This is a genomic window from Pseudorhodoferax sp. Leaf267 (genome assembly GCF_001422405.1).
Taxonomy (GTDB): Bacteria; Pseudomonadota; Gammaproteobacteria; order Burkholderiales; family Burkholderiaceae_C; genus Pseudorhodoferax.
The window spans coordinates 69,867-94,461 of sequence record NZ_LMMV01000027.1; the positions used below are offsets into that span (position 1 = coordinate 69,867).

General features: G+C 71.8%; 19 protein-coding genes and 2 pseudogenes. 15 read left to right on the forward strand and 6 right to left on the reverse strand.

What is annotated here, in order from left to right; genetic code table 11:
* Window positions 1-38 precede the first annotated feature (38 nt).
* The 5 genes and pseudogenes from ASF43_RS32380 to radA form a co-directional block, all read right to left on the reverse strand.
* Window positions 39-354: pseudogene (locus ASF43_RS32380) on the reverse strand (Ig-like domain-containing protein); the annotation flags it as partial.
* Window positions 355-775: 421 nt separating this feature from the next.
* Window positions 776-1,669: pseudogene (locus tag ASF43_RS32385) on the reverse strand (Ig-like domain-containing protein); the annotation flags it as partial.
* Between the two features lie 233 nt (window positions 1,670-1,902).
* Window positions 1,903-4,308 (reverse strand): Ig-like domain-containing protein, encoded by a 2,406-nt coding sequence (locus tag ASF43_RS28615; RefSeq protein WP_056189414.1) that lies wholly within the window; start codon window positions 4,306-4,308, stop codon window positions 1,903-1,905.
* A 145-nt stretch (window positions 4,309-4,453) separates the two neighbouring features.
* Window positions 4,454-4,999, reverse strand: a complete 546-nt coding sequence (locus ASF43_RS28620) for a PEP-CTERM sorting domain-containing protein (protein ID WP_056189417.1) — start codon at window positions 4,997-4,999, stop codon at window positions 4,454-4,456.
* Window positions 5,000-5,237: 238 nt separating this feature from the next.
* Window positions 5,238-6,608 (reverse strand): DNA repair protein RadA, encoded by a 1,371-nt coding sequence (gene radA, locus ASF43_RS28625; protein WP_056189419.1) that lies wholly within the window; start codon window positions 6,606-6,608, stop codon window positions 5,238-5,240.
* Between the two features lie 101 nt (window positions 6,609-6,709).
* On the opposite strand from radA, the gene ASF43_RS28630 reads away from it, so the two are divergent.
* Entirely contained in the window at window positions 6,710-9,487 is a 2,778-nt protein-coding gene (locus ASF43_RS28630) for an EAL domain-containing protein (RefSeq protein WP_056189422.1), read from the forward strand.
* Here the strand turns inward: ASF43_RS28630 and ASF43_RS28635 are convergent, their stop codons facing one another.
* On the reverse strand, window positions 9,488-10,456 hold the full coding sequence (locus ASF43_RS28635) for a tripartite tricarboxylate transporter substrate binding protein (RefSeq protein ID WP_082498257.1): 969 nt from the start codon (window positions 10,454-10,456) through the stop codon (window positions 9,488-9,490).
* A 258-nt stretch (window positions 10,457-10,714) separates the two neighbouring features.
* On the opposite strand from ASF43_RS28635, the gene ASF43_RS28640 reads away from it, so the two are divergent.
* The 14 genes from ASF43_RS28640 to ASF43_RS28705 all read left to right on the forward strand — a co-directional run bounded on the left by ASF43_RS28640 (window position 10,715) and on the right by ASF43_RS28705 (window position 24,554).
* Window positions 10,715-10,990 (forward strand): phosphopantetheine-binding protein, encoded by a 276-nt coding sequence (locus tag ASF43_RS28640; RefSeq protein ID WP_056189426.1) that lies wholly within the window; start codon window positions 10,715-10,717, stop codon window positions 10,988-10,990.
* Window positions 10,991-11,021: 31 nt separating this feature from the next.
* Complete coding sequence (locus tag ASF43_RS28645; protein ID WP_056189429.1) at window positions 11,022-11,663, forward strand: hypothetical protein; 642 nt, start codon at window positions 11,022-11,024, stop codon at window positions 11,661-11,663.
* Window positions 11,660-13,015: an AMP-binding protein gene (locus tag ASF43_RS28650; RefSeq protein ID WP_056189433.1), complete on the forward strand. Its 1,356-nt coding sequence runs from the start codon at window positions 11,660-11,662 to the stop codon at window positions 13,013-13,015. The genes ASF43_RS28645 and ASF43_RS28650 overlap by 4 nt, the downstream gene beginning before the upstream one ends.
* The gene (locus ASF43_RS31940) at window positions 13,015-13,326 is read left to right on the forward strand and encodes a 3-hydroxyacyl-ACP dehydratase FabZ family protein (RefSeq protein ID WP_056189944.1); all 312 of its coding nucleotides are present in this window, start codon (window positions 13,015-13,017) and stop codon (window positions 13,324-13,326) included. The genes ASF43_RS28650 and ASF43_RS31940 overlap by 1 nt, the downstream gene beginning before the upstream one ends.
* A 58-nt stretch (window positions 13,327-13,384) precedes the next feature.
* On the forward strand, window positions 13,385-14,323 hold the full coding sequence (locus tag ASF43_RS28660) for an acyl-CoA synthetase (RefSeq protein WP_056189436.1): 939 nt from the start codon (window positions 13,385-13,387) through the stop codon (window positions 14,321-14,323).
* On the forward strand, window positions 14,307-14,885 hold the full coding sequence (locus ASF43_RS28665; protein WP_156373560.1) for an outer membrane lipoprotein carrier protein LolA: 579 nt from the start codon (window positions 14,307-14,309) through the stop codon (window positions 14,883-14,885). Before ASF43_RS28660 ends, ASF43_RS28665 begins: the two co-directional genes overlap by 17 nt.
* A gap of 935 nt (window positions 14,886-15,820) precedes the next feature.
* Window positions 15,821-18,205 (forward strand): MMPL family transporter, encoded by a 2,385-nt coding sequence (locus ASF43_RS28670; protein ID WP_056189442.1) that lies wholly within the window; start codon window positions 15,821-15,823, stop codon window positions 18,203-18,205.
* Between the two features lie 12 nt (window positions 18,206-18,217).
* The gene (locus ASF43_RS28675; RefSeq protein WP_056189445.1) at window positions 18,218-19,054 is read left to right on the forward strand and encodes a polysaccharide deacetylase family protein; all 837 of its coding nucleotides are present in this window, start codon (window positions 18,218-18,220) and stop codon (window positions 19,052-19,054) included.
* Window positions 19,051-19,773 (forward strand): class I SAM-dependent methyltransferase, encoded by a 723-nt coding sequence (locus tag ASF43_RS28680; RefSeq protein WP_056189448.1) that lies wholly within the window; start codon window positions 19,051-19,053, stop codon window positions 19,771-19,773. The genes ASF43_RS28675 and ASF43_RS28680 overlap by 4 nt, the downstream gene beginning before the upstream one ends.
* A complete protein-coding gene (locus ASF43_RS28685; protein WP_056189451.1) occupies window positions 19,770-20,957 on the forward strand; it encodes a beta-ketoacyl-[acyl-carrier-protein] synthase family protein in 1,188 nt (395 codons plus the stop codon). The genes ASF43_RS28680 and ASF43_RS28685 overlap by 4 nt, the downstream gene beginning before the upstream one ends.
* Window positions 20,954-21,763, forward strand: a complete 810-nt coding sequence (locus tag ASF43_RS28690; RefSeq protein WP_056189453.1) for a beta-ketoacyl synthase chain length factor — start codon at window positions 20,954-20,956, stop codon at window positions 21,761-21,763. Before ASF43_RS28685 ends, ASF43_RS28690 begins: the two co-directional genes overlap by 4 nt.
* Window positions 21,760-22,203: a hypothetical protein gene (locus tag ASF43_RS28695; protein ID WP_056189456.1), complete on the forward strand. Its 444-nt coding sequence runs from the start codon at window positions 21,760-21,762 to the stop codon at window positions 22,201-22,203. The genes ASF43_RS28690 and ASF43_RS28695 overlap by 4 nt, the downstream gene beginning before the upstream one ends.
* Window positions 22,200-22,934 carry a 3-oxoacyl-ACP reductase FabG gene (gene fabG / locus ASF43_RS28700; RefSeq protein WP_056189459.1) on the forward strand — a complete coding sequence of 245 codons (735 nt, stop codon included), beginning with the start codon at window positions 22,200-22,202 and terminating at the stop codon, window positions 22,932-22,934. Before ASF43_RS28695 ends, fabG begins: the two co-directional genes overlap by 4 nt.
* Window positions 22,935-24,554 carry an NAD(P)/FAD-dependent oxidoreductase gene (locus ASF43_RS28705; RefSeq protein WP_056189462.1) on the forward strand — a complete coding sequence of 540 codons (1,620 nt, stop codon included), beginning with the start codon at window positions 22,935-22,937 and terminating at the stop codon, window positions 24,552-24,554.
* Window positions 24,555-24,595: the final 41 nt, after the last annotated feature.

Below are 24,595 nucleotides of genomic sequence, written 5' to 3' on the forward strand. Positions count from 1 at the left end.
CCAGGCTGGCCGTGCCGGTGTTGCCTGCCGCATCGGTNTGCCGGTGTCGCTGACCAATGCCAGCGTGTTGACGCTGGGCGGTGTGGTGTCGACAGGGATGGCCGTGCGGGTCACGGCCAGGCTGGCCGTGCCGGTGTTGCCTGCCGCATCGGTGAGCGTGAAGCTGAAGCTGTTGCTGCCAACGGCCAGCGGCACGTTGTTGAAGGCGAACGCGCCGGTGTTGTCGGCCGTGGTGCTGGCCGACCCCAGCTGCACCCTGGTGCCCGCGCCGGTCGTGCCCTGCAGCGTGACGCTGGCGAGCGTGGTCTGGCGGTCGCCCACCGTGCCGGTGTCGGACTCGGGCGCGAGGCCCACGGTTGCTGTCGGGGCGACCGTATCCAGCGTGAAGGTCAGGGTCCGAGCCGTCGAACGGTTGCCGGCGGCGTCGACGNTCGGACTCGGGCGCGAGGCCCACGGTTGCTGTCGGGGCGACCGTATCCAGCGTGAAGGTCAGGGTCCGAGCCGTCGAACGGTTGCCGGCGGCGTCGACGGCAATGACGCTCAGCGTGTGCGCGCCCTGCCCCAGCGTGCCGCCAGCCAGCGTAGCCAGTTGGGCGGCGGTGAGCGTGAAGGCGCCCGCGTTCAACGCCGCGCTGAGGTCGGTGTAGGTGGGTGTCGCTGTCGGGTCGAGCGCGACCAGCAAGCGCGTGACGGCCACGTTGTCGCTGACCGTGCCCTGCACGCGGGGGTCGCGCGTGATGCCGTCGGTGGTGGAGCTGCCGGTGTCGCTGACCANCAGCAAGCGCGTGACGGCCACGTTGTCGCTGACCGTGCCCTGCACGCGGGGGTCGCGCGTGATGCCGTCGGTGGTGGAGCTGCCGGTGTCGCTGACCAGGGCCAGCGTGTTGACGCTGGGCGGTGTGGTGTCGACGGGGATGGCCGTGCGGGTCACGGCCAGGCTGGCCGTGCCGGTGTTGCCTGCTGCATCGGTCAGCGTGAAGCTGAAGCTGTTGCTGCCCACCGCCAATGCCACGTTGTTGAAGGCGAATGCGCCGGTGTTGTCGGCCGTGGTGGTGGCCGACCCCAGCTGCACCCTGGTGCCTGCGCCGGTCGTGCCCCGCAGCGTCCGGTCGCCCACCGTGCCGGTGTCGGACTCGGGCGCGAGGCCCACGGTTGCTGTCGGGGCGACCGTATCCAGCGTGAAGGTCAGGGTCCGAGCCGTCGAACGGTTGCCGGCGGCGTCGACCGCGACGACGCTCAGCGTGTGCGCGCCCTGTGCCAGCGTGCCGCCGGCCAGCGTGTTCAGTTGCGCGGCAGAGAGCGTGAAGGCGCCCGCGTTCAATGCGGCGCTGAGATCGGTGTAGGTGGGTGTGGCGGCGGGGTCGAGCGCGACCAGCAAGCGCGTGACGGCCACGTTGTCGCTGACCGTGCCCTGCACGCGGGGGTCGCGCGTGATACCGTCGGTGGTGGAGCTGCCGGTGTCGCTGACCAGGGCCAGCGTGTTGACGCGTGGCGCAGTGGTGTCGCCTGGAGCGGCCGTACGTGTGACCGTCAGGCTGGCCGTGCCGGTGTTGCCTGCGGCGTCGGTCAGCGTGAAGCTGAAGCTGTTGCTGCCAACGGCCAGCGCCACGTTGTTGAAGGCGAATGCGCCGGTGTTGTCGGCCGTGGTGGTGGCCGACCCCAGCTGCACCCTGGTGCCTGCGCCGGTCGTGCCCCGCAGCGTNGCCACGTTGTTGAAGGCGAATGCGCCGGTGTTGTCGGCCGTGGTGGTGGCCGACCCCAGCTGCACCCTGGTGCCTGCGCCGGTCGTGCCCCGCAGCGTGACGCTGCTCAGTGTGGTCTGCCGGTCGCCCACCGTGCCGGTGTCGGACTCGGGCGCGAGGCCCACGGTTGCTGTCGGGGCGACCGTATCCAGCGTGAAGGTCAGGGTCCGAGCCGTCGAACAGCCGTCGAACGGTTGCCGGCGGCGTCGACCGCGACGACGCTCAGCGTGTGCGCGCCCTGTGCCAGCGTGCCGCCGGCCAGCGTGTTCAGTTGCGCGGCCGAGAGGCTGAAGGCGCCCGCGTTCAACGCCGCGCTGAGGTCGGTGTAGGTGGGTGTGGCGGTCGGGTCGAGCGCGACCAGCAGGCGCGTGACGGCCACGTTGTCGCTGACCGTGCCCTGCACGCGGGGGTCGCGCGTGATGCCATCGGTGGTGGAGCTGCCGGTGTCGCTGACCAATGCCAGCGTGTTGACGCTGGGCGGTGTGGTGTCGACAGGGATGGCCGTGCGGGTCACGGCCAGGCTGCTGCCGGTGTCGCTGACCAATGCCAGCGTGTTGACGCTGGGCGGTGTGGTGTCGACAGGGATGGCCGTGCGGGTCACGGCCAGGCTGGCCGTGCCGGTGTTGCCTGCCGCATCGGTCAGCGTGAAGCTGAAGCTGTTGCTGCCCACCGCCAATGCCACGTTGCTGAACGCGAACGCGCCGGTGCTGTCGGCCGTGGTGGTGGCCGACCCCAGCTGCACCCTGGTGCCCGCGCCGGTCGTGCCCCGCAGCGTGACGCTGGCGAGCGTGGTCTGCCGGTCGCCCACCGTGCCGGTGTCCGATGCAGGTGCGAGTTGGACGGTGGCCGCGGGCGCGGTGGTGTCCAGCGTGAACGCCACGCGCGCCACGGCCGAGCGGTTGCCCGCGGCGTCGATGGCGCGCAGCTCGACCACGTGCGCACCATCGGCCAGCGTGCCGCCGGCCAGTTGCGCAAGGGCGGCGGCGCCGAGGGTGTAGCCGCCGGTGACGGCCGTGGGCGTGATGGCGGTGTAGGCGGCGCTGCCGCTGGCGTCGATGCGGGCTTCGAAGCCGGTGACGCCCAGCGCGTCGCTGGCCTGCAGCGCCAGCGTAGGGTCGTTGGTGATGCCGTCGCTGGCCGAGGCGCCGCTGTCGCTTCGCAGCGCGGCGCTGAGCACAGGGGCGGTGGTGTCGCTGGCGACGACCTGCAGCTGGGGCAGGGTGTTGGGCGCGACGCTTTGGCCGCCCACGCGCACGGTGGCGGGGAAGGCCGGGGCCACGAGTTGCGTGCTGCCGCTGAGCGCGCCGACGACGACGAGTTCCTGCACGCGGTTGCCGGCGGCGCCGAGCACGGCGCCGGTGGTGGGGTCCACGCCGATGTGGACCCGGCTGTCCACGATGTCGCCGATCACGCGCAAGCGGGCCAGGGTGCCGGCCTTGAAGCTGTCGGCGTTGGCGCCGCTGCCGCCCAGGGCGAGGTCGGCGCCCAGGTTGGCGCCCACGAGCACGCTCATGCCGCGCATGGAGCCGCCGACCTGTAGCACCTGGATGGCGGGGGCGGCCAGCGTTCCGGAGGCGTCGCCGACGATGTAGATCTGGGTGACGGGGGCCTGGAACTGGGCGCGCCAGCTGGGGCTGGTGCTGCCGATCTGCACGTTGCCGGTGCGGCCCTGGATGTTCCAGGCGCCCGAGGCGCTGCCTTCGATGTTCACGCCGGTCAGGACCATGGCGGCGGTGCCGGGCGGGGCGACGAGCAGGGCGGCGTCGAAGCTGCCGTGCACGGCCAGCCGGGTGAGTGAGGCGGCCTGCAGGCTGCCGTTGCCGGTCCAGCTGTCGGCCTCCAGTTGCAGCTGGGTCTGGCCGGCGAGCAGGCTGCTGTCGGTGACGTTGCCCAGGCGCAGGTTGGCGCTGGTGCCGGTGAGGGCGATGCTGGCGCCGTCCAGGTCGCCCAGGACGAGGGTGCCGACGGGGCCGGCCAGTTGCGCGTTGCCTTGCAGGTCGGCCAGGCCCAGGTCGAGTGCGCCGACGGCGCTGTCGGTGCTGAGGGCGGTGAGCAGGGCGTGGCTGCCGGCGCCGTCGGTCTGCAGCGTGACGCGGCTGGCAGCGTCGGTGCCGCGCACGGCCAGGGTGTAGCTGCCGTCGTCGGCGCGCGTGAGCTGGGCGGTGCCGGCGCCGGTGACGCTGACGCTGGCCTGCGCGTTGGCAGCGGCCAGGGCCGCCGGCGCGGCGGCCATGGCGATGTCGGCACGGCGCTCGGTGGGGTGGCTGTCGGGCGCGGTCTGGGCGTCGGCGGCCGGCGGCGGGGCGAGCACGCTGACGGGGTCGGCGGACATCAGCAGGCGCGGCTCCAGGGGCTCGAAGCGCATGCGCTCCAGGGCCGGGGTCAGCGCGTCGACGATCTCGCGGCGCCAGGTGGACAGCCGGTTCTTCAGCGCGGCGAGCAGGTCGCGGCAGATGAAGGACGTGGCGCGGGCCAGCAGGGCGAGCAGCAGCCTGGCAGGGCGCGCGCGTTGGCGCTGTTGGCCCTGGTTGGTGGCTCGGCGGGACGAAGCGGATGAACGGCGCATGGGATGGCTCCTCGCAAGCGGTGTCGGACACGGGCGCACCGCGACGCCGGCCGGCCGCAAACGGCCGTCAGCCAGTCAATCGGAACAGGACTCGAACGGAAGGCGCGTGGCCGTCCAGCGCGGCCGCGCCCCTTGTGGTGACGCGTCAGCGCGCCGGTGGTCGCGCGGCCTGGCGCCGCAGCATGGCCATGCCCAGGCCGAGCAGCATCCAGCTGGCCGGCTCAGGGACTGCGTTGGGGTCGGCGACGGTGACTTGCACCAGACCGGAGGATGCAGGTACGCCGAGCTCGTCCGCCTCGTTGAAGGCTTGCGGCGCAAAGGTCGGCGCGGACAGCAGGTTGAACGCGAAGACGGCGTTCAGGGACTGGCCTGCGCCCAGCGCGTCCAGCGCCAGCAGGCTCAGCACGTCATTGAAAGCGGGGCCGCCACTCAACAGCGATGGGTCCAATGCCGCGGGCACCGAGGTGGGTGTCAGGGCACCGTAGGTGGACGACGACAGCTCGAACGTGAGCGTGTGGAATTGCGGCAGGGCGCCCGTGATGCGGTAGCTGATCTGCCAGCGGTCTTCACCTGCGACCGTATCGGCGATGTCCGATGCGGTGGCCGTGACCGTCACCGCCTGCGCCTGCAGGCACAACAGCGAACCCAGTAGAAGCGCGTAGACGCGCTTCCGAATCGACAAGGAAACCATGGACCACCCCCTCGTGTGCCGTCGTACGTGCTGGTTGCACGCCGATCGGATCAAGCAACTTTTGCACGATGTCCTTGCAAAACATGTGCGAGGAAATCGTCCCAAATATCCTGGGGGGCGTCAAACAGGAATACGCGCGGTTCGTCCACCAGATGGGGGATGGCGCGCGGTCATTCAGAGGGCAGGTGCGATCCAAACGGGGTTTGGTTGGCAATCGGTTTCGTGCGTTGCAAATATTTCAGGCACTGTCGCGCATGGCCGCGATCGCCTCGTCCACGCGGTCGACGGCGTGGATGGTCAGGCCTTCGATCGGCTTCTTCGGCGCGTTGGCCTTGGGCACGACGGCCACCGAGAAGCCGAGCTTGGCCGCCTCGCGCAAGCGCTCCTGTCCACGCGGCGCGGGCCGCACTTCGCCGGCCAGGCCGACTTCGCCGAAGGCCACGAAGCCCTTGGGCAGCGGCTTGCCGCGCAGGCTGCTGGTGATGGCCAGCAACACGGCCAGGTCGGCCGCGGGCTCGGCGATGCGCACGCCGCCCACGGCATTGACGAACACGTCCTGGTCCAGGCAGGCCACGCCCGCATGGCGGTGCAGCACGGCCAGCAGCATGGCCAGGCGGTCGCGGTCCAGGCCGACGGAGAGCCGGCGCGGGCTGGGGCCGCCGTCGTCGACCAGGGCCTGGATCTCCACCAGCATGGGCCGCGTGCCTTCCAGCGTGACCAGCACGCAGCTGCCGGGCACGGGCTCGCTGTGCTGGGACAGGAAGATGGCGCTGGGGTTGCTCACGCCTTTCAGGCCGCGCTCGGTCATGGCGAACACGCCGATCTCGTTCACGGCGCCGAAGCGGTTCTTGATGGCCCGCACCAGGCGGAAGCTGCTGTGCGTGTCGCCCTCGAAATACAGCACGGTGTCGACCATGTGCTCCAGCACGCGCGGGCCGGCGAGTGCGCCTTCCTTGGTCACGTGGCCGACCAGCACGATGGCGCTGCCGCCGGACTTGGCCGCGCGCGTGAGGTGGGCCGCGCATTCGCGCACCTGGGCCACGGAGCCGGGCGCCGAGGTGAGCTGCTCGCTGTAGACGGTCTGGATCGAGTCGATGACGGCGATGCCGGGCTTGCGTGCGTCCAGCGTGGCAAGGATCTTCTCGAGCTGCGTCTCGGCCAGCACCTGCACCTGGCTGTGGTCCAGCCCCAGCCGGCGCGAGCGCAGCGCGACCTGGGCGCCGCTCTCCTCGCCGGTCACGTACAGCGTGGGCATGCCGGCGCGCTGCAGCGCGTCCAGCGCCTGCAGCAGCAAGGTGGACTTGCCGATGCCGGGGTCGCCGCCGATCAGCACCACGCCGCCGTCGACGATGCCCCCGCCCAGCACGCGGTCCAGTTCATCCAGGCCGGTGGGCATGCGCGCGATGTCGGTGGCCTCGATCTCGGACAACGTCATGACCGCGGCTGCCGGCGCGAGCGAGGCGAAGCGGTTCTTCGCCGTGCCGGCAGGGGGTTGGGCCACGGTCTCGACCAGGGTGTTCCAGGCGTTGCAATGTGGACACTTGCCCAGCCACTTGGCGCTGGTGCCGCCGCACTCGGTGCAGCTGTAGATCGATTTTTCCTTGGCCATCGGCTGACTATAGCCAGCGGCCCTGGGCGAGCCGCGCGCGTGCGGCGCACGCCGGGTGCTGTGCTATCTTGCCCGCGGGCGGCATTCGGAGAATCAACAACATGTCTCGGTCGGACGCTGAACACGCCACGGCGCAGCCGCATGCGCCGGTGGCCTCTCGCACCTTCCGCCTGCGCACGGTGCTGGCTGCGCTGGTGGTGGTGGCGCTGGCGCCGGCCGTGGGCACGGCCGTGTTCGCGATCTCGCAGTCCGCCGATGCGCACCGCCAGGCCTCGGCTTCTCAGGTGGCCGACACCGCACGCGCGCTGGCCCACACCATCGAAAGCGAACTCGCGAGCAAGGCCGCGTTGCTGCAGGCCATGGGCGCAGGCATCGGCAGCGGCGGCATCGCGCTCGCGCAGGCCCAGTCCTGGCTGGACGGGCTGCGTTCGGGCCAGGGGCGCTTCGTGTTGTCCGCGCTGCAATGGCCGCCGGGCGAGGCCGAACCGCAGCTGCGCACGCAGGGGCTACCCCTGGGCCTGGTGCGCGAGGCGCTGGCCAGCGGCGGCGTCTCGCTGAGCAACCTGTTCACCGACGCCAGCGTGGCCACGCCGGTCGTGGCCCTGTCGGTGCCACTGGCGTCGCGGCCGGGCGAGCAGCTGCTGCTGTCGCTGGTGTCGCCCGCCGGCCGGCTCATGAGCCTGGCGCCCCAGAAGAGCGGCGCGCCCGACAGCCTGCTGGTCGCCGTGGTCGACGGCACGGGCCGGATCGTCGCCCGCTCGCGCGACGGGCAGCGCATGGTGGGGCAGCCCGCGCGCGACTGGGACAAGCTCAAGGCCCTGGGCACGCCGAACGGCCGGACCACGGCGACGACGACGGAGGGCCACAGCGTGATCGCGAATTTCGAGACGCTGGGCGGCACGCCGGGCTGGATGGTCGTGATCGCCGAGCCGCGCGCGGCCTTCGACCGGGCCTGGCAAGAGCCGCTGGCGCAGCTCGCGGCGGGCAGCGCGCTCGCCATGCTGGTGGGGCTGCTGGTGGCGGCCTGGCTCGCGCGGGCGATCACCCGGCCCGTGCACGACCTGGCGCGCAATGCGCTGGCCGTGGCCTGCGCCACCGATGGCGCGGTGCCGCCACAGGCCCTGGCCAGGCCCACCACCATCACCGAGTTCGAAGCGCTGCGCCACGGCATCGAGGCCGCGCAGGGCGCGCTGCATGCACGGGCCGAGGCCGAGCGGCGCAATGCCAAGGCCCTGGCGCTGAACGAGCTGCGCTACCGCATGCTGGCGCGCACGGGCGCCGTGGTGCTGTGGCGCGCCGGGCCGGACGGCGCGCTGCGCTCGGCCGACGGCTGGGAGATGCTGACCGGCGATCCCGACGCATCGGCGCTGGGCCAGGGCTGGCGCGAGCGCGTGCACCCCGAGGACCAGCGCACGGTGCAGGTCGACCCCGACGACCGGCAGTTGGACATCGAGTTCCGCGTGTCGCGCCGTGATGGCAGCTGGTGCTGGGTGCGTGGGCGCGGCACGGCCGTGCCCAGCGAGGACGGCGTGGTGCGCGAATGGGTCGGCGTGCTGGAGGACGTGAGCGAGCGGCACGCGGCGCAGGCGCGCATCGCCCACATGGCGCTGCACGACGCGCTGACCGATCTGCCCAACCGCGTGGCGTTGCGCAGCCGGCTGGAGCTGGCCATCCTGCGGGCACGCCGCGGCGACGCCAGCGCGGTGCTCTACATCGACCTGGACCGCTTCAAGGCCGTGAACGACACGCTGGGCCACGCGGCAGGCGACGCGCTGCTGCTGGGCGTGGCCGCCCGGCTGCGCGCGCTGGTGCGGGCCGACGATGCGGTGGCGCGGCTGTCGGGCGACGAGTTCGCCATCATCGAGTCGCGCCTGGCCTCCCCGCGCGATGCGGCCGGGCTGGCCGCGCGCGTCATCGCGGCGCTGAGCGCGCCCTACGACATCGCCGGCCAGGCGGTGCACATCGGCGCCAGCGTGGGCATCATGCTGGTCCACGACGACCGCTGCGATGTCGACCACCTGCTCAAGTGCGCCGACATGGCGCTGTACCGCGCCAAGCAGGAGGGCCGCGGCCGCTACAGCTTTTTCGAGCCCGAGCTGGACGCGCGCATGCAGGCGCGCCGGAGCAGCGAGCAGGAGCTGCGCGAGGCGCTGGCGCAGGGTGCGTTCGCGCTGCGCTACACGCCGCTGGTGGACCGGCAGCGGCGCCGCCTGCGCGGCGTGTCGGCCGCGCTGCACTGGGAGCATGCCGAGCGCGGCCTGCTGCCGCACAGCGCCTTCGACACGCTGGCCGACGAGCTGGGGCTGTCGGGCCGGCTCGTCCAATGGATGCTGCAGCGCCTGTGCGCCGACCTCGCGGCCTGGCCCGGTGACCTGAAGGCCGCGCTGGATGTGTCGGCCGCGCTGCGCGCGGGCGCCGCGGCGCTGTGCGGCTGGGTCGACGCGGCGCTGGCGGACAGCGGCACGGCGCCGGGGCGGCTGGAACTGGAGATCGCCGAAAGCGCGCTGATGGCCCACCCCGAGGCCGCCGGCCAGGCCCTGCAAGGGCTGCGGGCGCGCGGCGTGCGCGTCACGCTCTCGCACGTGGGCTCGGAGCGATCGGCCCTGGGCCTGCTGCGCGCGCTGCCATTCGACAAGCTCAAGATCGCGCACGCGATGCTGCAGACCGATGCCGTGCCGGCCGCGGGCCCGGCCAGCGTGCGCGCCGTGGCGCTTCTGTGCGCGGAATTGGACATGCTGATGGGTGCCGAGGGCGTGGAGAACGACGCCCAGCTCGACGCGCTGCCCGCACTGGCCTGCCTGGAGCTGCAGGGCCCGCTGTTCGGCAGCGCCTGCACCGCGGCCGAGATCCCGGCGCTGTTCCGGGACCGGAGCGCCTGACTATTCGATCTTCGCGCCCGAGGCGTGGACGATGTCCTTCCACTTCTCGTAGTCGCTCTTGACCAGCGCGCCGAACTGCTCGGCCGTCATGAGCTGCGTCTCCGCGCCCTGGGCCTGGATGGCGGCGACGACCTCGGGCAGGGCCAGCAGCCGGTTGGCCTCGGTGTGCACCTGGGCGACGATCTCCCTGGGCGTGGCGGCCGGCAGGAAGAGGCCATACCAGGTGCTCACGTCAAAGCCCTTGTAGCCCAGCTCGGCCACGGTCGGGATCTCGGGCGCCGAGCTGCTGCGCTTGGCGGACGTGACGGCCAGCGCGCGCAGCTTGCCGGACTTCAGCTGCCCCATGGCCGAGGGCAGCGAGGACACCATCAGATCCACGTTGCCGGCCAGCACGTCCATCATGGCCGGGTTGGAGCCCTTGTACGGCACGTGGCGGATGTTGATGCCGGCCGCGGTCTTGAAGATCTCGCCGGCCAGGTGGATGGTGGTGCCGTTGCCGGGCGAGCCGAAGGTGATGGTGTCCGGTGCGTTGCGTGCGGCGGCGACCACGTCGCCCAGCGTGCGAAAGCGCGAGGTGCTGCTGGTCACGATGACCACGGGCGTGTAGGCCACGTGCGCCACGGCCGCGAGGTCGCGCGTGGGATCGTAGGACAGGTTCTTGTACAGCCAGGGCGCCACGACCAGGTTGTCCTTCTGGCCCATGACCATGTCGTAGCCCGTGGGCGCGGCGCGCACGGCCTCGGCGATGCCCACGGTGCCGCCGGCACCGGCGCGGTTGTCGGCCACCACCGTCCACTTGCTGAGCTCCGTGAACTTGGCCGCGATCAGGCGCGACAGGATGTCGGTGCCGCCGCCCGGCGGGAACGGCACGATCATGCGGATCGGCTTGCTCGGATAGGCCTGCGCGGCCACGAGGCCGGGAGCCAGCGCGCCGGCGGCCAGGGCACTGCAAAAGGTACGACGGAACATGGGGGTCTCCTGCTGGAAATGGGCCCACGCACCGGCGGATGCGGGCGGCAGGCAGGGGTGCATCGAAGAGGCATCGGCACGGCATGGCCGGCGTGCCGTCGAGGGCGCACATGATACCTGCCGGCCCGCCGTTCACCCCGGCGCGCGAGGGGCGATTGGTATACTCGCCCCCCGCTGCGGCACCGCCCAAACGGCACTGCAGAGGGGCCTCAAGCCACGCGCTGGGCGCCACCCTTTCCCCAATGGACCTGTGACCGCATGAGCTTCGCCCAAACCGACTTGCAACGCGAGGTCGCGTCCCTCCTCGTCGAGGCCCTGAACCTCGAAGTCGCCCCCGACACCATCGATCCTGCGGCGCCGCTGTACGGCGACGGCCTGGGGCTCGACTCCATCGACATCCTCGAAGTGGCCCTGGTCGTCTCGCAGCGCTACGGTTTCCAGCTGCGCTCGGACGACGAGGACAACGTGCGCATCTTCGGCTCGCTGGCCAGCCTGACCGAGCACATCGCCACCCACCGCGACCCGGCCGCCTGATCTCCTGACCGCGGTTCGCCGCCCGCGCGCCATGCCCGTTCGCATCCTTGCCGCCCTGCTGCTGAGCGTGCTCTACATCGCGGCCTCGCACTGGCTCATGACCGGGGCCGACGCCTCGCCCTGGAACGCGGTGCTGGTGCTCGCGCCCATGCTGATCGCCATCGCGCTGGGCGCCTGGCGCGCCGGCCAGAAGCCGCTGGCGCTGCTGGCCACGGTGTCGCTGGCCGCGCTGTGCGGCCAGGCCAGCCTGAAGACGCCGCTGCCGGCGGCGCTCTTGTACCTGGCGCAGCACGTGGGCATCAATGTGTTCCTGGCGGTGGGCTTCGGCGGCACGCTGCGGGCCGGCCATACCGCGCTGATCACCACCATCGCCTCGCGCGTGCACCGGCAGTTCACGCCGGCCATGGCGGCATACACGCGCAACGTCACACGCGCCTGGACGGTGTATTTCGTCGGGATGGCGCTGCTGTCGCTGGCGCTGTATGCGTGGGCGCCCTTCGACACCTGGGCGCTGTTCGCCAACCTGCTGACCCCGCTGGCTGTGGCCGCGATGTTCGCGGGCGAGTACGTGCTGCGCTACTGGCTGCACCCGGACTTCGAGCGCACCACCATGGCGGACGCGATCCGCAGCTACATGCAGAGCGGCAAGCCGCCTGCCGACTCTGTTTTATGAGCGCGTTGATCGCCGGCGCCGGCCTGGACGCGCCGATCGCCTGGCGCGGCGGCCTGCCGATCACGCGCCGCCGCTACTTGGCGGACGTGCAGGCGCTGGCAGCACGCCTGCCCGACGACGGCGCGATGCTGAACCTCTCCGGCGACCGCTACCGCTTCGCCGTGGGCCTGGGCGCGGCCATGCTGCGCGGCCAGCCCAACCTGATGCCGCCCAACCACCAGCGCGAGACCGTGGCGCGGCTGCTGAACCTGTTCCCGCGCGCCTACGCGCTGGTGGACCGCCACGAGACCGAGGTCGATCTGCCCTGCGTCGCCTATGCCGACGCGCTGGACGCCGACCATGTGCAGGCCGCCCCCACCTTGCCGCGCGCGGCGCTGGCGGCGCATGTGCTGACCTCCGGCTCCACGGGCCTGCCCGTGCCCCACGCCAAGCTCTGGGGCCCGCTGGTCGATTGCACCGTGGCCGGCGCGCAGCGCCTGGCCGACCACCTGGGCCTGCCCGACCTGACCGGCCTGAGCCTGGTGGCCACCGTGCCGCCGCAGCACATGTACGGCTTCGAGTCCACGGTGTTGATCGCCCTGCTGGGCGGCGCGGCCTTCGACGCCGACCGGCCGTTCTACCCCGCCGACATCGCTGCCGCGCTGGCGCGCCTGCCGCGCCCACGCATGCTGGTGACCACGCCTTTCCATCTGCGCATGCTGCTGGACGCGGGCATCGCGCTGCCGCAGGTGGACCTGGTGCTCAGCGCCACGGCACCGCTGTCGCCGCAACTGGCCGCGCGCGCCGAGGCGGCGTTGCAGGGACAGCTGGTCGAGATCTACGGCTGCACCGAGGCCGGCCAGGTCGCCACGCGCCGCACCACCGACGGCCCGGAGTGGCTGGCCTACGACGGCCTGTCCCTGTCCGGCGATGGCGAGCGCACGCAGGTGCAGGGCGGCCACGTGATCGCCCCGACGCCGCTGGCCGACATCCTGGACGTGCTGTCGCCCACGCGCTTTCGGCTGCTGGGCCGCTCCAACGACCTCATCAACATCGCCGGCAAGCGCAACTCGCTGGCGCACCTGAACTTCCACCTGAACACCACGCCGGGCGTGGAAGACGGCGCGTTCTGGTTGCCGGCCGACGAGGTGGACGGCGCAGTGACGCGGCTGGTGGCCTTCGTGGTGGCGCCCACGCTGTCGCCGGCCCAGGTGCACGAGGCCGTGCTGGCCAGCCTGCGCCCGCGCGTGGACCCGGTGTTCCTGCCGCGCCGCATCGTGGCCGTGCCGGCGCTGCCGCGCGAGCCGTCCACCGGCAAGCTGCCCGCCATCGCGTTCGGCGAATGGGCGCGCCAGACCCTGGCCGCGCGCTGATGCGGAGCACCTTGGCGCTGCACATCGCGGCCGACCACCCGGCCTTCGCCGGCCATTTCCCGGGCCAGCCGCTGCTGCCCGGGGTGTCGCTGCTGGCCGAGGTGCTGGAGGCGGTGCTGGCCGACCCGGCCCTGGCCGCGCGCGTGGGCGCCGCGCCGCGCATCGGCAATGCCAAGTTTCTGGCGCCCGTGCGGCCCGGCGCGCAGCTGCAGATCGTGCTCGACGCCACGGGCCGCGGCCTGCGCTTCGAGGTGCGCGATGCGGGCGATAGGCTCGTCGCGTCGGGCCAGTTCGACGCCGCTGCGCCGTGAGCACCGCCGGGCCGCCCCAAGGTGCTCAGCACCGCAGCGCGCAGCGCGGAGGCAGTCGATGACCGCGCCGGCCCAGCCCCCGGCCGACTGGGCCACGCAGCGCGAGCGCAGCAACCTGTGGGTGCTCAAGCTCATGGGAGCCATCGCCGTCTACGCCGGCCGGCCCATCGCGCGGGGAGTGCTGCACCCGATCGCGCTGTATTTCCTGCTGGCCAACGGCCCCGCGCGCCGCGCCTCGCGCCAGTACCTCACGCGCGCGCTGGGCCGCCCGGCCGGCTGGCGCGACAGCTACCGCCACATCCACAGCTTTGCCGCCACGGTGCTGGACCGCGTCTACTTCCTGCAAGGCCGGCTGGCGCATTTCCACATCGAGAACCACAACGTGCCCCAGGTCGAGGCCGTGCTGGCCGAGGGCCAGGGCGTGATGCTGCTGGGTGCGCACCTGGGCAGCTTCGAGGCCTTGCGCGCGGGCGCCGAGAGCATCGGCACGCGCGCCGCCATGCTGATGTACGAGGACAACGCGCGGCTCATCAACGCCACGCTGAAGGCGCTGGCGCCCGGCGTGCAGCTGCACACCATCGCGCTGGGCCGCCCTGGCGCCATGCTGGCGCTGCGCCGCTGGCTGGCCGACGGCGGCATGGCCGGCCTGCTGGCCGACCGCATCCTGCCCGGCCATTCAGGCCGCTCGCGCACCTGGATGCTGCCCTTCCTGGGCCGGCCCGCGCCGTTTTCCGATGGCCCCTTGCGGCTTGCGGCCATGCTGCGCCAGAGGGTGTTCTTCATGGCCGGCCTCTACCATGGCGGCGGCCGCTACAGCCTGCGCTTCGAGCCGCTGGCGGACTTCCGCGACGTGGCCGGCGCCACGATGGACGCCGAGGTGCAGGCCGCGCTGGAGCGCTATGTGGCGCTGCTCGAAACGCTGTGCCGCGAGGCGCCCTGCAACTGGTTCAATTTCTACGACTTCTGGGCGAGTGACGACGATGCCAAGACTGCCTGACCGCCGCCAAGCCCTGGCCCTGCTCACCGCCTGTGCCGTGCTGCCCGTGCAGGCGCAGGCCGCCTTTGCCCTGCCGCAACTGATGCAGCTGCTGGCCCAGGTCAAGTCCGGCGAGGCGACGTTCACCGAAGTGCGCCATTCGAGCCTGCTGGACCGGCCCGTGGAAAGCTCAGGCCGCCTCACATTCGAGGCGCCCGACCGCTTCGTGCGCGAGACGCTCAAGCCGCGCAGCGAGAGCCTGGCCGTGGTCGGCAACGAGGTCACGATGCGCCAGGGCAGCCGCAGCCGCACTGTGCAACTGGACAGCGTGCCCGAGGCCGCCGTGGTCGTGGCCGCCGTACGCGGCACGCTCACGGGCAACCGCGACGCGATCGAGCGCAACTTCGACGCCCAGGTCTCGGGCTCGGCCGCGCGCTGGCAGCTGCTGATGGTGCCGCGCGAGGAGAAGCTGCGGCTGCAGGTGGTGCAGATCGCGGTGGTGGGCGAGCGGTCGCAGTTGCGCGAGATCACCGTGTCGATGACCGGTGGCGACTACTCCATCATGAAGATCCAGGCGAAATGAGTCACCCTGGGGATGAGGGTTCCGAGGGTCGAGCGCAGCGACGGCCCGAGCGTCCCCGCTCCCCGGCCCCCTGTACCTGCGCCGAGCAGCGCAGCGTCAGGGGTGGCGCAAGAGCATCTTGCGCTTCGTGGTCTGACTCATTGCACCTGTTCGAGGTGAGTGAACGCAGTGAACGATGCGAGTTGTGCCATTTACCCCTGACGCGAGCAGCGCAGGTTGCCCGGAGCGCAGCGCAGGGACGCAGGGACCGGGGTCGGCTTCTCTTTGGTTACTTTCTCTTGCCGAGACAAGAGAAAGTGACTGCGCTGCCGGGCGCACATCCCGGCATCGTTGCGCAAGCAGAGTGCTTCATCAAAGGCCGGTTCGACCATTCCAGCAATGTGCTTGCGCCACCGTGCGGGGTCTCGCCCCCGCGGGCGACTTACTTNCGTTGCGCAAGCAGAGTGCTTCATCAAAGGCCGGTTCGACCATTCCAGCAATGTGCTTGCGCCACCGTGCGGGGTCTCGCCCCCGCGGGCGACTTACTTTTCTTGCTTCGCCAAGAAAAGTAAGCAAAAGAAGGCGACCCCGGTTCCCATGTCCCTCCGCTGCGCTACGGGCAACCTGCGGTGCTCACGGCATGGGCGCATTGCACAACTCACTTCGTTCACTGCGTTCACTCCGTTCAAACAAGGTGCAATGGGTCAGTCCACGATGCGCAAGGTGCCCTTGCGCCGCCCATGCCGCTCCGCTCCTCGGCACGGGCACAGGGGATGGGGAANCGTTCAAACAAGGTGCAATGGGTCAGTCCACGATGCGCAAGGTGCCCTTGCGCCGCCCATGCCGCTCCGCTCCTCGGCACGGGCACAGGGGATGGGGAACGCAGTCCACGCGGGCCATCGCTGCGCTCGGCCCTGGCCTTTCCGTCACCTTTTTGCGCCACAGGGCTCGCTGACATGCGCCACCTGCGCCACACCGCCATCGGCCTCTGGCTTCTCTTCGTTCTCGCCGCCGCGGCCATCACCGCGCGCACGCACTACGTGGCCGACCTGTCGGCCTTCCTGCCGCGCAACCCCAGCGCCGAGCAGGCGGTCTTGCTGGACCAACTGCAAAGCGGCGTCGCCGCGCGGCTGGTGCTGATCGGCATCGAAGGCGGCACGCCCGCGCAGCGGACCGAAGCCTCGGTGCAGCTGGCCGATGCGCTGCGCCAGAGCGGCGCATTCGATGCCGTGCACAACGGCGACAACAGCGGCTTCGAGGAGACGGGCAAGTTCCTCTTCGCCAACCGCTACCTGCTGAGCCCCGGCGTGGACGCGCAGCGCTTCACGGTGGACGGCCTGCGTGACGGCATCTACGACACCACCTCGCTGCTGGGCACGCCGGCCGGCAACCTGATCAAGCCCATCTTGCTGCAGGACCCGACCGGCGAGACCGTGCGCATGGCCGAGAACATGCTGCCCGCGCAGGCGCCGCGCAGCGACGGCCGCGTGTGGATCTCGCGCGACGGCCACCGCGCCGTGGTGCTGGCCACCACGCATGCCGATGGCGGCGACCTGGACGGGCAGGAGCGCGCGCTGAACCTCGTGCGCAGCAGCTTCGAGAAGTCGCAGGCGCAGGGCCTGACGCTGGTCGTCTCGGGCGCCGGCACCTTCGCCACGGCCTCGCGCGCGCAGATCAAGACCGAGGTGGAGCGCCTGGCCATCGCGGGCGGCGTGATCGTGGTGGGGTTGCTGCTGCTGTCCTTCGGCGGCTCGCTGCGCACCTTGTTCACCGCCCTGCTACCCGTCACCACCGGCGTGCTGGCCGGCATCGCCGCCGTGAGCCTGGTGTTCGGCAACGTGCACGGCATCACGCTGGGCTTCGGCACCACGCTGATCGGCGAGGCCGTGGACTACGCCATCTACTACCTGATCCAGGCGCGCGGCGTGCCCGGCGCTGCCGCGGGCCTGGGCGCGCGGCGCTGGCTGGGCCTGTCCTGGCCCACGGTGCGGCTGGGACTGTGGACCTCGCTGTGCGGCTTCGCGGCGCTGCTGTTCTCGGGCTTCCCGGGCCTGGCGCAGCTGGGGCTGTTTTCCATCGCCGGTCTGACCGGCGCCGCGCTGACCACGCGCTTCGTGCTGACCGCCATCTCGCCCGATGGTGCGCCCGGCATGGGCCTGCGCCGCCACCTGGGCCGCGCCGTGGCCGCCGCCATGCGCGTGCTGCAGCGCATGCGCTGGGCGCTGGTGGCGCTGGCCGTGGCGGCTGCCGCCACCGTGGCCTGGTTGCCCTCGCCCTGGCGCGGCGACCTGGCCTCGCTGAGCCCGGCCGGCGACGAGAAGATGCAGATCGACGCCCGGCTGCGCGCCGACCTGGGTGCCGACGATCCCGGCGTGGTCGTGGCCGTGACCGGCACCGACGAGGCCAGCGTGCTGCGCGCCGCGGAGGCGGCCGGTGCGCGGCTCGACCAGTTGGTGGCCGAGGGCAAGCTGGCCGGCTACGCATCGCCTGCGCGCCTGCTGCCCAGCCCGGCAGTGCAACAGGCGCGCCGCGACGCATTGCCCGAGGCCGACGCGCTGCGCGCACGCTTGCAGGAAGCCACCGTGGACGGCCCCATCGCCGCTGCGCGGCTGGGCCCCTTCATCGACGACGTGGCCCACGCCCGCACGCAGCCGCTGCTGACGCGCGCCTCGCTCGACGGCACGCCGCTGGCCGCCGCCTTCGACGCGCTGCTGGTGCCCGGATCGGGCACGCGGCCCTGGCGCGGCCTGCTCACGCTGAGCCAGGGCACGCAGCCGCTGGACACGCCGGCCCTGCGTGCGGCCTTCGCCGACATGCCGCAGGTGCAGGTGGTCGACATCTCGGGCGAGCTGCGCAGCCTGTACAGCCGCTACCTGCACGAGGCCGGCGTGCAGGCCGCGCTCGGCGCGCTGGCGCTGTGCGCGGTGCTGCTGCTGCACCTGCGCTCGCTGTTGCGCCTGGGGCGCATCGCGCTGGCCGTCGGCTCGGCCACGCTGATCGTGGTCGCCGCGTTGTCGCTGGCCGGCGTGGAGATGGGCATCCTGCACCTGGTCGGCCTGCTGCTCACGGTGGCCATCGGCTCCAACTATGCGTTGTTCTTCGACCAGCTGCGCGCCGAGCAGGAGGCCCACACCGGCCCCGAGCCACTGCAGCCCGACCACGACCTGCTGGCCTCGCTGGCGCTTGCCAATGTGACGGCGGCCACCTCGTTCTTCCTGCTGGCGCTGTCGAACATTCCGACGCTGAACGCGCTGGGCCAGGTGGTGGCGCCTGGCATCGCGCTGTGCCTGCTGCTGTCGGCGGCGTTCATTCCGACACGGCAGGCCGCGCGCAGCGTGTAAATTCACGCCGCAATGCACGCCGCCTCGCCATCCGCCCCCCGTCCCACGCGCTGGCGGCCCCCGCTGCTGGTGCAGGCCAGCGTGGCCTGCCATCTCGGCGCGGCCGGCCTGGCCGCCACGGCGCCGGCCCTGTGGCCCTGGGCCGCGGGCGCCGTGGTGCTGGACCACGCGCTGCTGGCCACCACCGGCCTGTGGCCGCGCTCGACGTGGCTGGGCGCCAACGTGCGCCGCCTGCCCGCAGCGGCCGCCGCGCGGCGCGAGGTGGCCGTGACGCTGGACGACGGGCCGGACCCGCAGGTCACGCCCCAGGTGCTGGACATCCTGGACGCGCACGGCGCGCGCGCCACCTTCTTCTGCATCGCGCAGCAGGCCGAGCGGCACCCGGCGCTCACGCGCGAGATCGTGCGGCGCGGCCACAGCGTGCAGAACCACAGCCTCCAGCACCGGCACAACTTCTCGCTGCTGGGGCCGGCCGGCTTCAAGCGCGAGATCGGCGCGGCGCAGGACCGCCTGGCACAGCTGACCGGCCAGCGCCCGACCTGCTTTCGCGCGCCGGCCGGGCTGCGCAACCCCTTCCTCGACCCGGTGTTGCACGCGCTGGACCTGCGGCTCGTGAGCTGGACGCGGCGCGGCTTCGACACGCGCGAGCGCGATCCGCAGACCGTGCTCGCGCGGCTTACCGACGGCCTGGCCGCCGGCGACATCGTGCTGCTGCACGACCGCCACGGCGCCACGATGGCCGACGGCCGGCCCGTGGTGCTGGCCGCGCTGCCCGCGCTGCTGGAGCGGATCCGCGCCGCCGGCCTGGCCACCACCACCGTCCCCGACGCATTGCAAGCCCCTGCATGACCACCACCGCCTGGACCACCCTGCTCGACACCGCCTGCGCACCTTACCGCGCCGCGGGCATGTTTGCCTGGCGTTTCGCGCGCGGCAAACTGGGCATGGACCCGGTGTTCCGCTACCTGATCGAGCAAGGCCATATCCGCCCCGGCGCGCGCGTGCTGGACATCGGCTGCGGCCAGGGCCTGCTGGCCAGCCTGCTCGCCAGCAGCGGCCAGCTCGCGCGCCAGGGCCAGTGGCCGGCCGCCTGGCCGCCCGCACCCGCGCCCGAGCGCGTGACCGGCATCGAACTCATGCCGCGCGACGTGGAGCGTGCCCGCGCCGCGCTGGCGCAGCTGGGCGACACGGCGCAGTTTGTCTGCGGCGACATGCGGACCACCGCCTTCCCGGCCGTCGACGCGGTGGTGATCCTCGACGTGCTGCACTACATCGGCATCGACGAGCAGAACCAGGTGCTGGCCCGCGTGCGCGCCGCCCTGCCGCCCGGCGGCCTGTTGCTGCTGCGTGTGGGCGATGCCAGCGCGCGACGCGGCTTTGCCATCAGCCAGTGGGTGGACGCCGTGGTCACGCGCATCCGCGGCCACCGCGTGCTGCCGCAATACGGGCGCACACTGGCGCAGTGGTCGGCGCAGCTCCAGCAGCTCGGTTTCGACGTACAGAGCCAACCCATGAGCGCGGGCACCCCGTTCGCCAACGTCCTGCTGATTGCGAAAGTGACACCATGAATCCTTTGGCCATCTCGGCCTTCACGCTGACCACGGCGCTCGGCGCCGGCCAGGCCGCCACGCTGGACGCGCTGCGCGCGCAGCGCTCGGGCCTGGCGCCGCTGCGCTTTCGCGGCCTGCCGCTCACCACCTGGACGGGCGAGGTCGAAGGCGTGGACCAGGTTGCGCTGCCCGTGCCACTGGCCGACTTCGACTGCCGCAACAACCGGCTGGCCTGGCTGGGCCTGCAGCAGGACGGCTTCACCGACGCCGTGGACCGCGCCCGCACGCGCTGGGGCGCGCCGCGCATCGGCGTGTTCCTGGGCACCAGCACCTCGGGCCTGCTGCAGACCGAGCTGGCCTACCAGAACCGCCAGCCCGACGGCGCGCTGCCCGCTGGCTTTCGTTACGCCGAGACGCAGAACTCGCATTCGCTGGCCGCGTTCACGGCGCAGGCGCTGGCACTGACCGGGCCGAGCTTCGTGGTCTCCACGGCCTGCTCGTCCAGCGCCAAGGTGTTCGGCAACGCGCGCCGCATGCTGGACGCCGGCTGGATCGACGCGGCCGTGGTCGGCGGCGTGGACACGCTGTGCCTGACCACGCTGTACGGCTTCAACGCGCTGGAGCTGCTGTCGCCCGAGGCCTGCCGGCCCTGGGGCGCGGCGCGCAATGGGCTGTCCATCGGCGAGGCCGCGTCCTTCATGCTGATCGAGCGTGATACCGAGGCGCCGCAGGGCTGGGTGCTGGGCGTGGGCGAGACCAACGACGGCCACCACATGAGCACGCCGCACCCCGAGGGCGTGGGCGCAATCGCCGCCATGCGCGCCGCGCTGGCGGCGGCTGGGCTGCAGGCCGGCGACATCGACTACATCAACCTGCACGGCACGGCCACGCCGACCAACGACAGCTCGGAAGACCGTGCCGTGCGCGCGGTGTTCGGCGAGCACACGCCGCCCTGCAGTTCCACCAAAGGCGCGACCGGCCACACGCTGGGCGCGGCGGGCGGCGTGGAGGCCGCGATCAGCCTGCTGGCGCTGCGCCATGGGTTGATGCCCGGCGGCCTGCACCGGCACACGCCCGACCCCGACCTGCACGCGAACTACCTCGACGCGAACCGCGACGCGCCGCTGCGCCATGTGCTCAGCAACTCGTTCGGCTTCGGCGGCACGAATGCGAGCCTGGTGTTGTCGGGAGTCACCCCATGACCCAGCCCCTGCCCCTCTTCATCGACGGCATCGGCCTGCTCGGCCCCGGCCTGCCGAACTGGGACGCGGCCCAGCCCGTGCTGCGCGGCGAGGCGGCCCATGCGTTCGCTGCGACCACGCTGGCGCCCCCGGCCCGCCTGCCCCCAGCCGAGCGCCGACGCTCCGGCGCCGTGATGCGCCTGGCCATGGGCGTGGCCGACGAGGCCATCGCGCACGCGGGCGCCGACCCCTCGCAACTGGCCACCGTGTTCAGCTCCTCCGGTGGCGAGGGCGCGAACTGCCACTCGCTGTGCGAGGCGCTGGCCGTGCCGAATCCGCTGATCTCGCCCACGCGCTTCACGAACTCGGTGCACAACGCGGCAGCGGGCTACTGGCACATCGCGGTGGGCAGCCAGGCCACGTCCACCAGCCTATGCGCGCACGACGGCAGTCTGTGCGCCGGCCTGCTGGAGGCCGCTGCCGCCATGCACAGCGACGGCCATGCCGTGCTGCTCGTGGCCTACGACCTGCCCTACCCCGAGCCGCTGAACAGCAGCCGGCCGATCCCCGAGAACTTCGGCGTGGCACTGCTCTTGTCGCCGCAGCGCAGCGGCAAGAGTCTGGCCGCGCTGCAGGCGCAGCCCGTTGCGGCCCAGCCCGGTGCGGCCACGCGCTGCGACGACGCGTCGCTGGAAGCGCTACGCACCGCCATCCCGGCCGCGGCGGCCTTGCCGTTGCTGCAGCTGCTGGCGCGACGCAGCGCCGGCACGTTGGTGCTGGACTACCTGGACGGCCTGCAGGTGCGCGTGCACGTGGAGTCTCTGTGAGCCTCGACCACGCCGGCATCGCCGCCCTGATCCCGCACAGCGGCAGTATGTGCCTGCTGGCGCAGATGGCGCACTGGGATGCCGACCGCATCGTCTGCACCGCCGACAGCCACCGCGACCCGGCCAACCCCTTGCGCACGGCCAGCGGCCTGCTGGCGCCCTGCGCCATCGAGTACGCGGCCCAGGCCATGGCGCTGCACGGCGCGCTGATCGGCCAGGCCACAGGCGCGCCGGCCACGCCGGGCTACCTCGCGTCCGCGCGCGGCGTGCAGCTGCACCGGTTGCGGCTGGACGAGCTGCCCGGCGACCTGCGCATCGAGGTTACGCGCCAGGCCGGCGACGCGCAGCAGATCCTCTACCAGTTCAGCGTGCAGCACGCCGGCCAGCCGGTCGCCGAAGGCCGCGCCGCTGTCGTGCTGAACACACCGCTCCCCGCATGACATCGACCACCTCTCCCAAGCGCGCGCTCGTCACCGGCGCCAGCGGCGGCCTGGGCCGCGCCATCGCCTTGCAACTGGCGCGCGACGGCCACCACGTGATCGCGCATGCGAACGCGCGACTGCAGGCGGCCCAGGCGCTCGTTGACGAGATCCGCGCCGCCGGCGGCAGCGCAGAGGCGGTGGCCTTCGACGTGACCGACGCCGCCGCCAGCGCCGCGGCCTGCGCGCAACTGGTGGCGGCCGGCCCCGTGCAGATCGTCGTGAACAACGCCGGCACGCACGACGACGCGGCCTTTCCGGCGCTACGCGCCGAGCAGTGGCACCAGGTGATCGACGTGTCGCTGAACGGCTTCTTCCACGTGACGCAGCCTTTGACGATGCCAATGATCCGCACGCGCTGGGGCCGCATCATCAACATCTCGTCGATGTCGGCCATGGCCGGCAATCGGGGCCAGGTCAACTACGCGGCGGCCAAGGGCGCGATCAACAGCGCCACCAAGTCGCTGTCGCTGGAGCTGGCCAGTCGCGGCATCACGGTGAACGCGGTGGCGCCCGGCATCATCGCCACCGGTATGGCGCACGATTTCGACAAGGCCACCATCGACCGCATCGTCCCCATGAAACGAGCCGGCACGGGCGAAGAGGTGGCGGCGCTGGTGGGCTTCCTGGCCTCCGAGCAGGCCGGCTACATCAGCGGGCAGGTGATCTCCATCAACGGCGGGATGATTTGAATGGCACACCATGATGTTGTGATCCTGGGCGGCGGCCTCGCCGGCCTCACGCTGGCGCTGCAGCTCAAGCAGCGCATGCCCGCGCTCAACGTGCTGGTGCTGGAGCGCCGCACGCACCCGCTGCCCGAGGCCGCGCACAAGGTGGGCGAGTCGTCGGTGGAGATCCAGGCGCACCACCTGGCGAATGTGCTGGGCCTGAAGGACTACCTCGACCAGCGCCAACTCCGCAAATTCGGCTTTCGCTTCTTCTGGAGCGACGGCGCGCCCGACCTCACGCAGGTCACCGAGCTGGGCGCCAGCACCTTTTTGCCCACGGCCAGCTACCAGCTGGACCGCGGCATTTTGGAGAACGACCTGGCCGGGATGGTGCAGGCCCTGGGCGTGCAGCACCAGGACGGCGCGCTGGTGCGCGAGTTCACGCTGGGTGCCAGGGGCGCGCAGCACCATGTTCGTTACGAGCGCGACGGGGTGACGCACGAGGCGACGGCCGACTGGCTCGTGGACGCCAGTGGCCGCGCCGGCCTCGTCAAGCGCAAGCTCGACCTGGCCCAGCTCAACGACCATGCCGCCCATGCCGTGTGGTTCCGCATCGACCGGCGCGTGGATGTGGCCGACTGGACGGACGACCCCGAATGGCTGGCCCGCTGCAACCCGCCGAACCGCTGGCTGTCGACCAATCACCTCGTGGGCGCGGGCTACTGGGCCTGGCTGATCCCGCTGGCCTCGGGCTCGCATTCGGTGGGCATCGTGGCCGACCCGGCGCTGCATCCGCTGGAGAGCATGAACACGTTCGACAAGGCCATGGACTGGTTCCAGGTGCACCAGCCGCAGCTGTATGCCGACCTGGATGCCAAGCGCGATGGCCTGCAGGACTTCGCGTTCTTCAAGCGCTTCTCGTACGGCTGCAAGAAGGTCTGGAGCGGCAACGACCGCTGGGCGCTGACGGGCGAGGCCGGGCTGTTCCTGGACCCGTTCTATTCGCCGGGCGGCGACTTCATCGCGATCTCCAACACCTTTGTGACCGAGATGATCGCCAAGGACCGCGCCAAGGCCCCGGTCGGCATGCTGGCGCCGATGTACGAGCGCATCTATTTCTCGCTGTACGAGGCCATGCTGCCGATCTACACCGGCCAGTACCCGATCTTCCACAGCGCCGAGGTGATGCCGCTCAAGGTGCTGTGGGACTACACCTTCTACTGGGGCGTGATGTGCCAGCTGTTCTTCCAGAACAAGCTGGTCGACGTGCAGACCATGGCCCGGCTGCAGCCCGACCTGGCCTGGACACACCGCCTGAACGTGGCGGTGCAGGACTTCCTGCGCGCCTTTAGCGAGGTGGACGACGGTGCCCGCCCGCGCCGCATGCTGGACCAGGCCAGTCTGCCGTGGTTCGCCGAGATGAACCGCGGGCTGACGGACGTGTTGGACGAGCCGCAATTCGGCGCGCGCCTGGAGGCCAACCTGCAGCTGCTGCACCAGCTGGCCGCGCAGCTCATGGACCGCGCGCTGCTGGCGCATCCCCAGTTGCCCACGCAGGCCTTGCGCACCGTGATGGCCGAGCGGCAGGCGGCGCCGGCACTGATCGATCTGCTGTTCCCGGAACCGGCGCTGGCCACGGCCTGAAGCTCCGCAGCATCCGGATCGGACGGTGCTGACGCACTGTT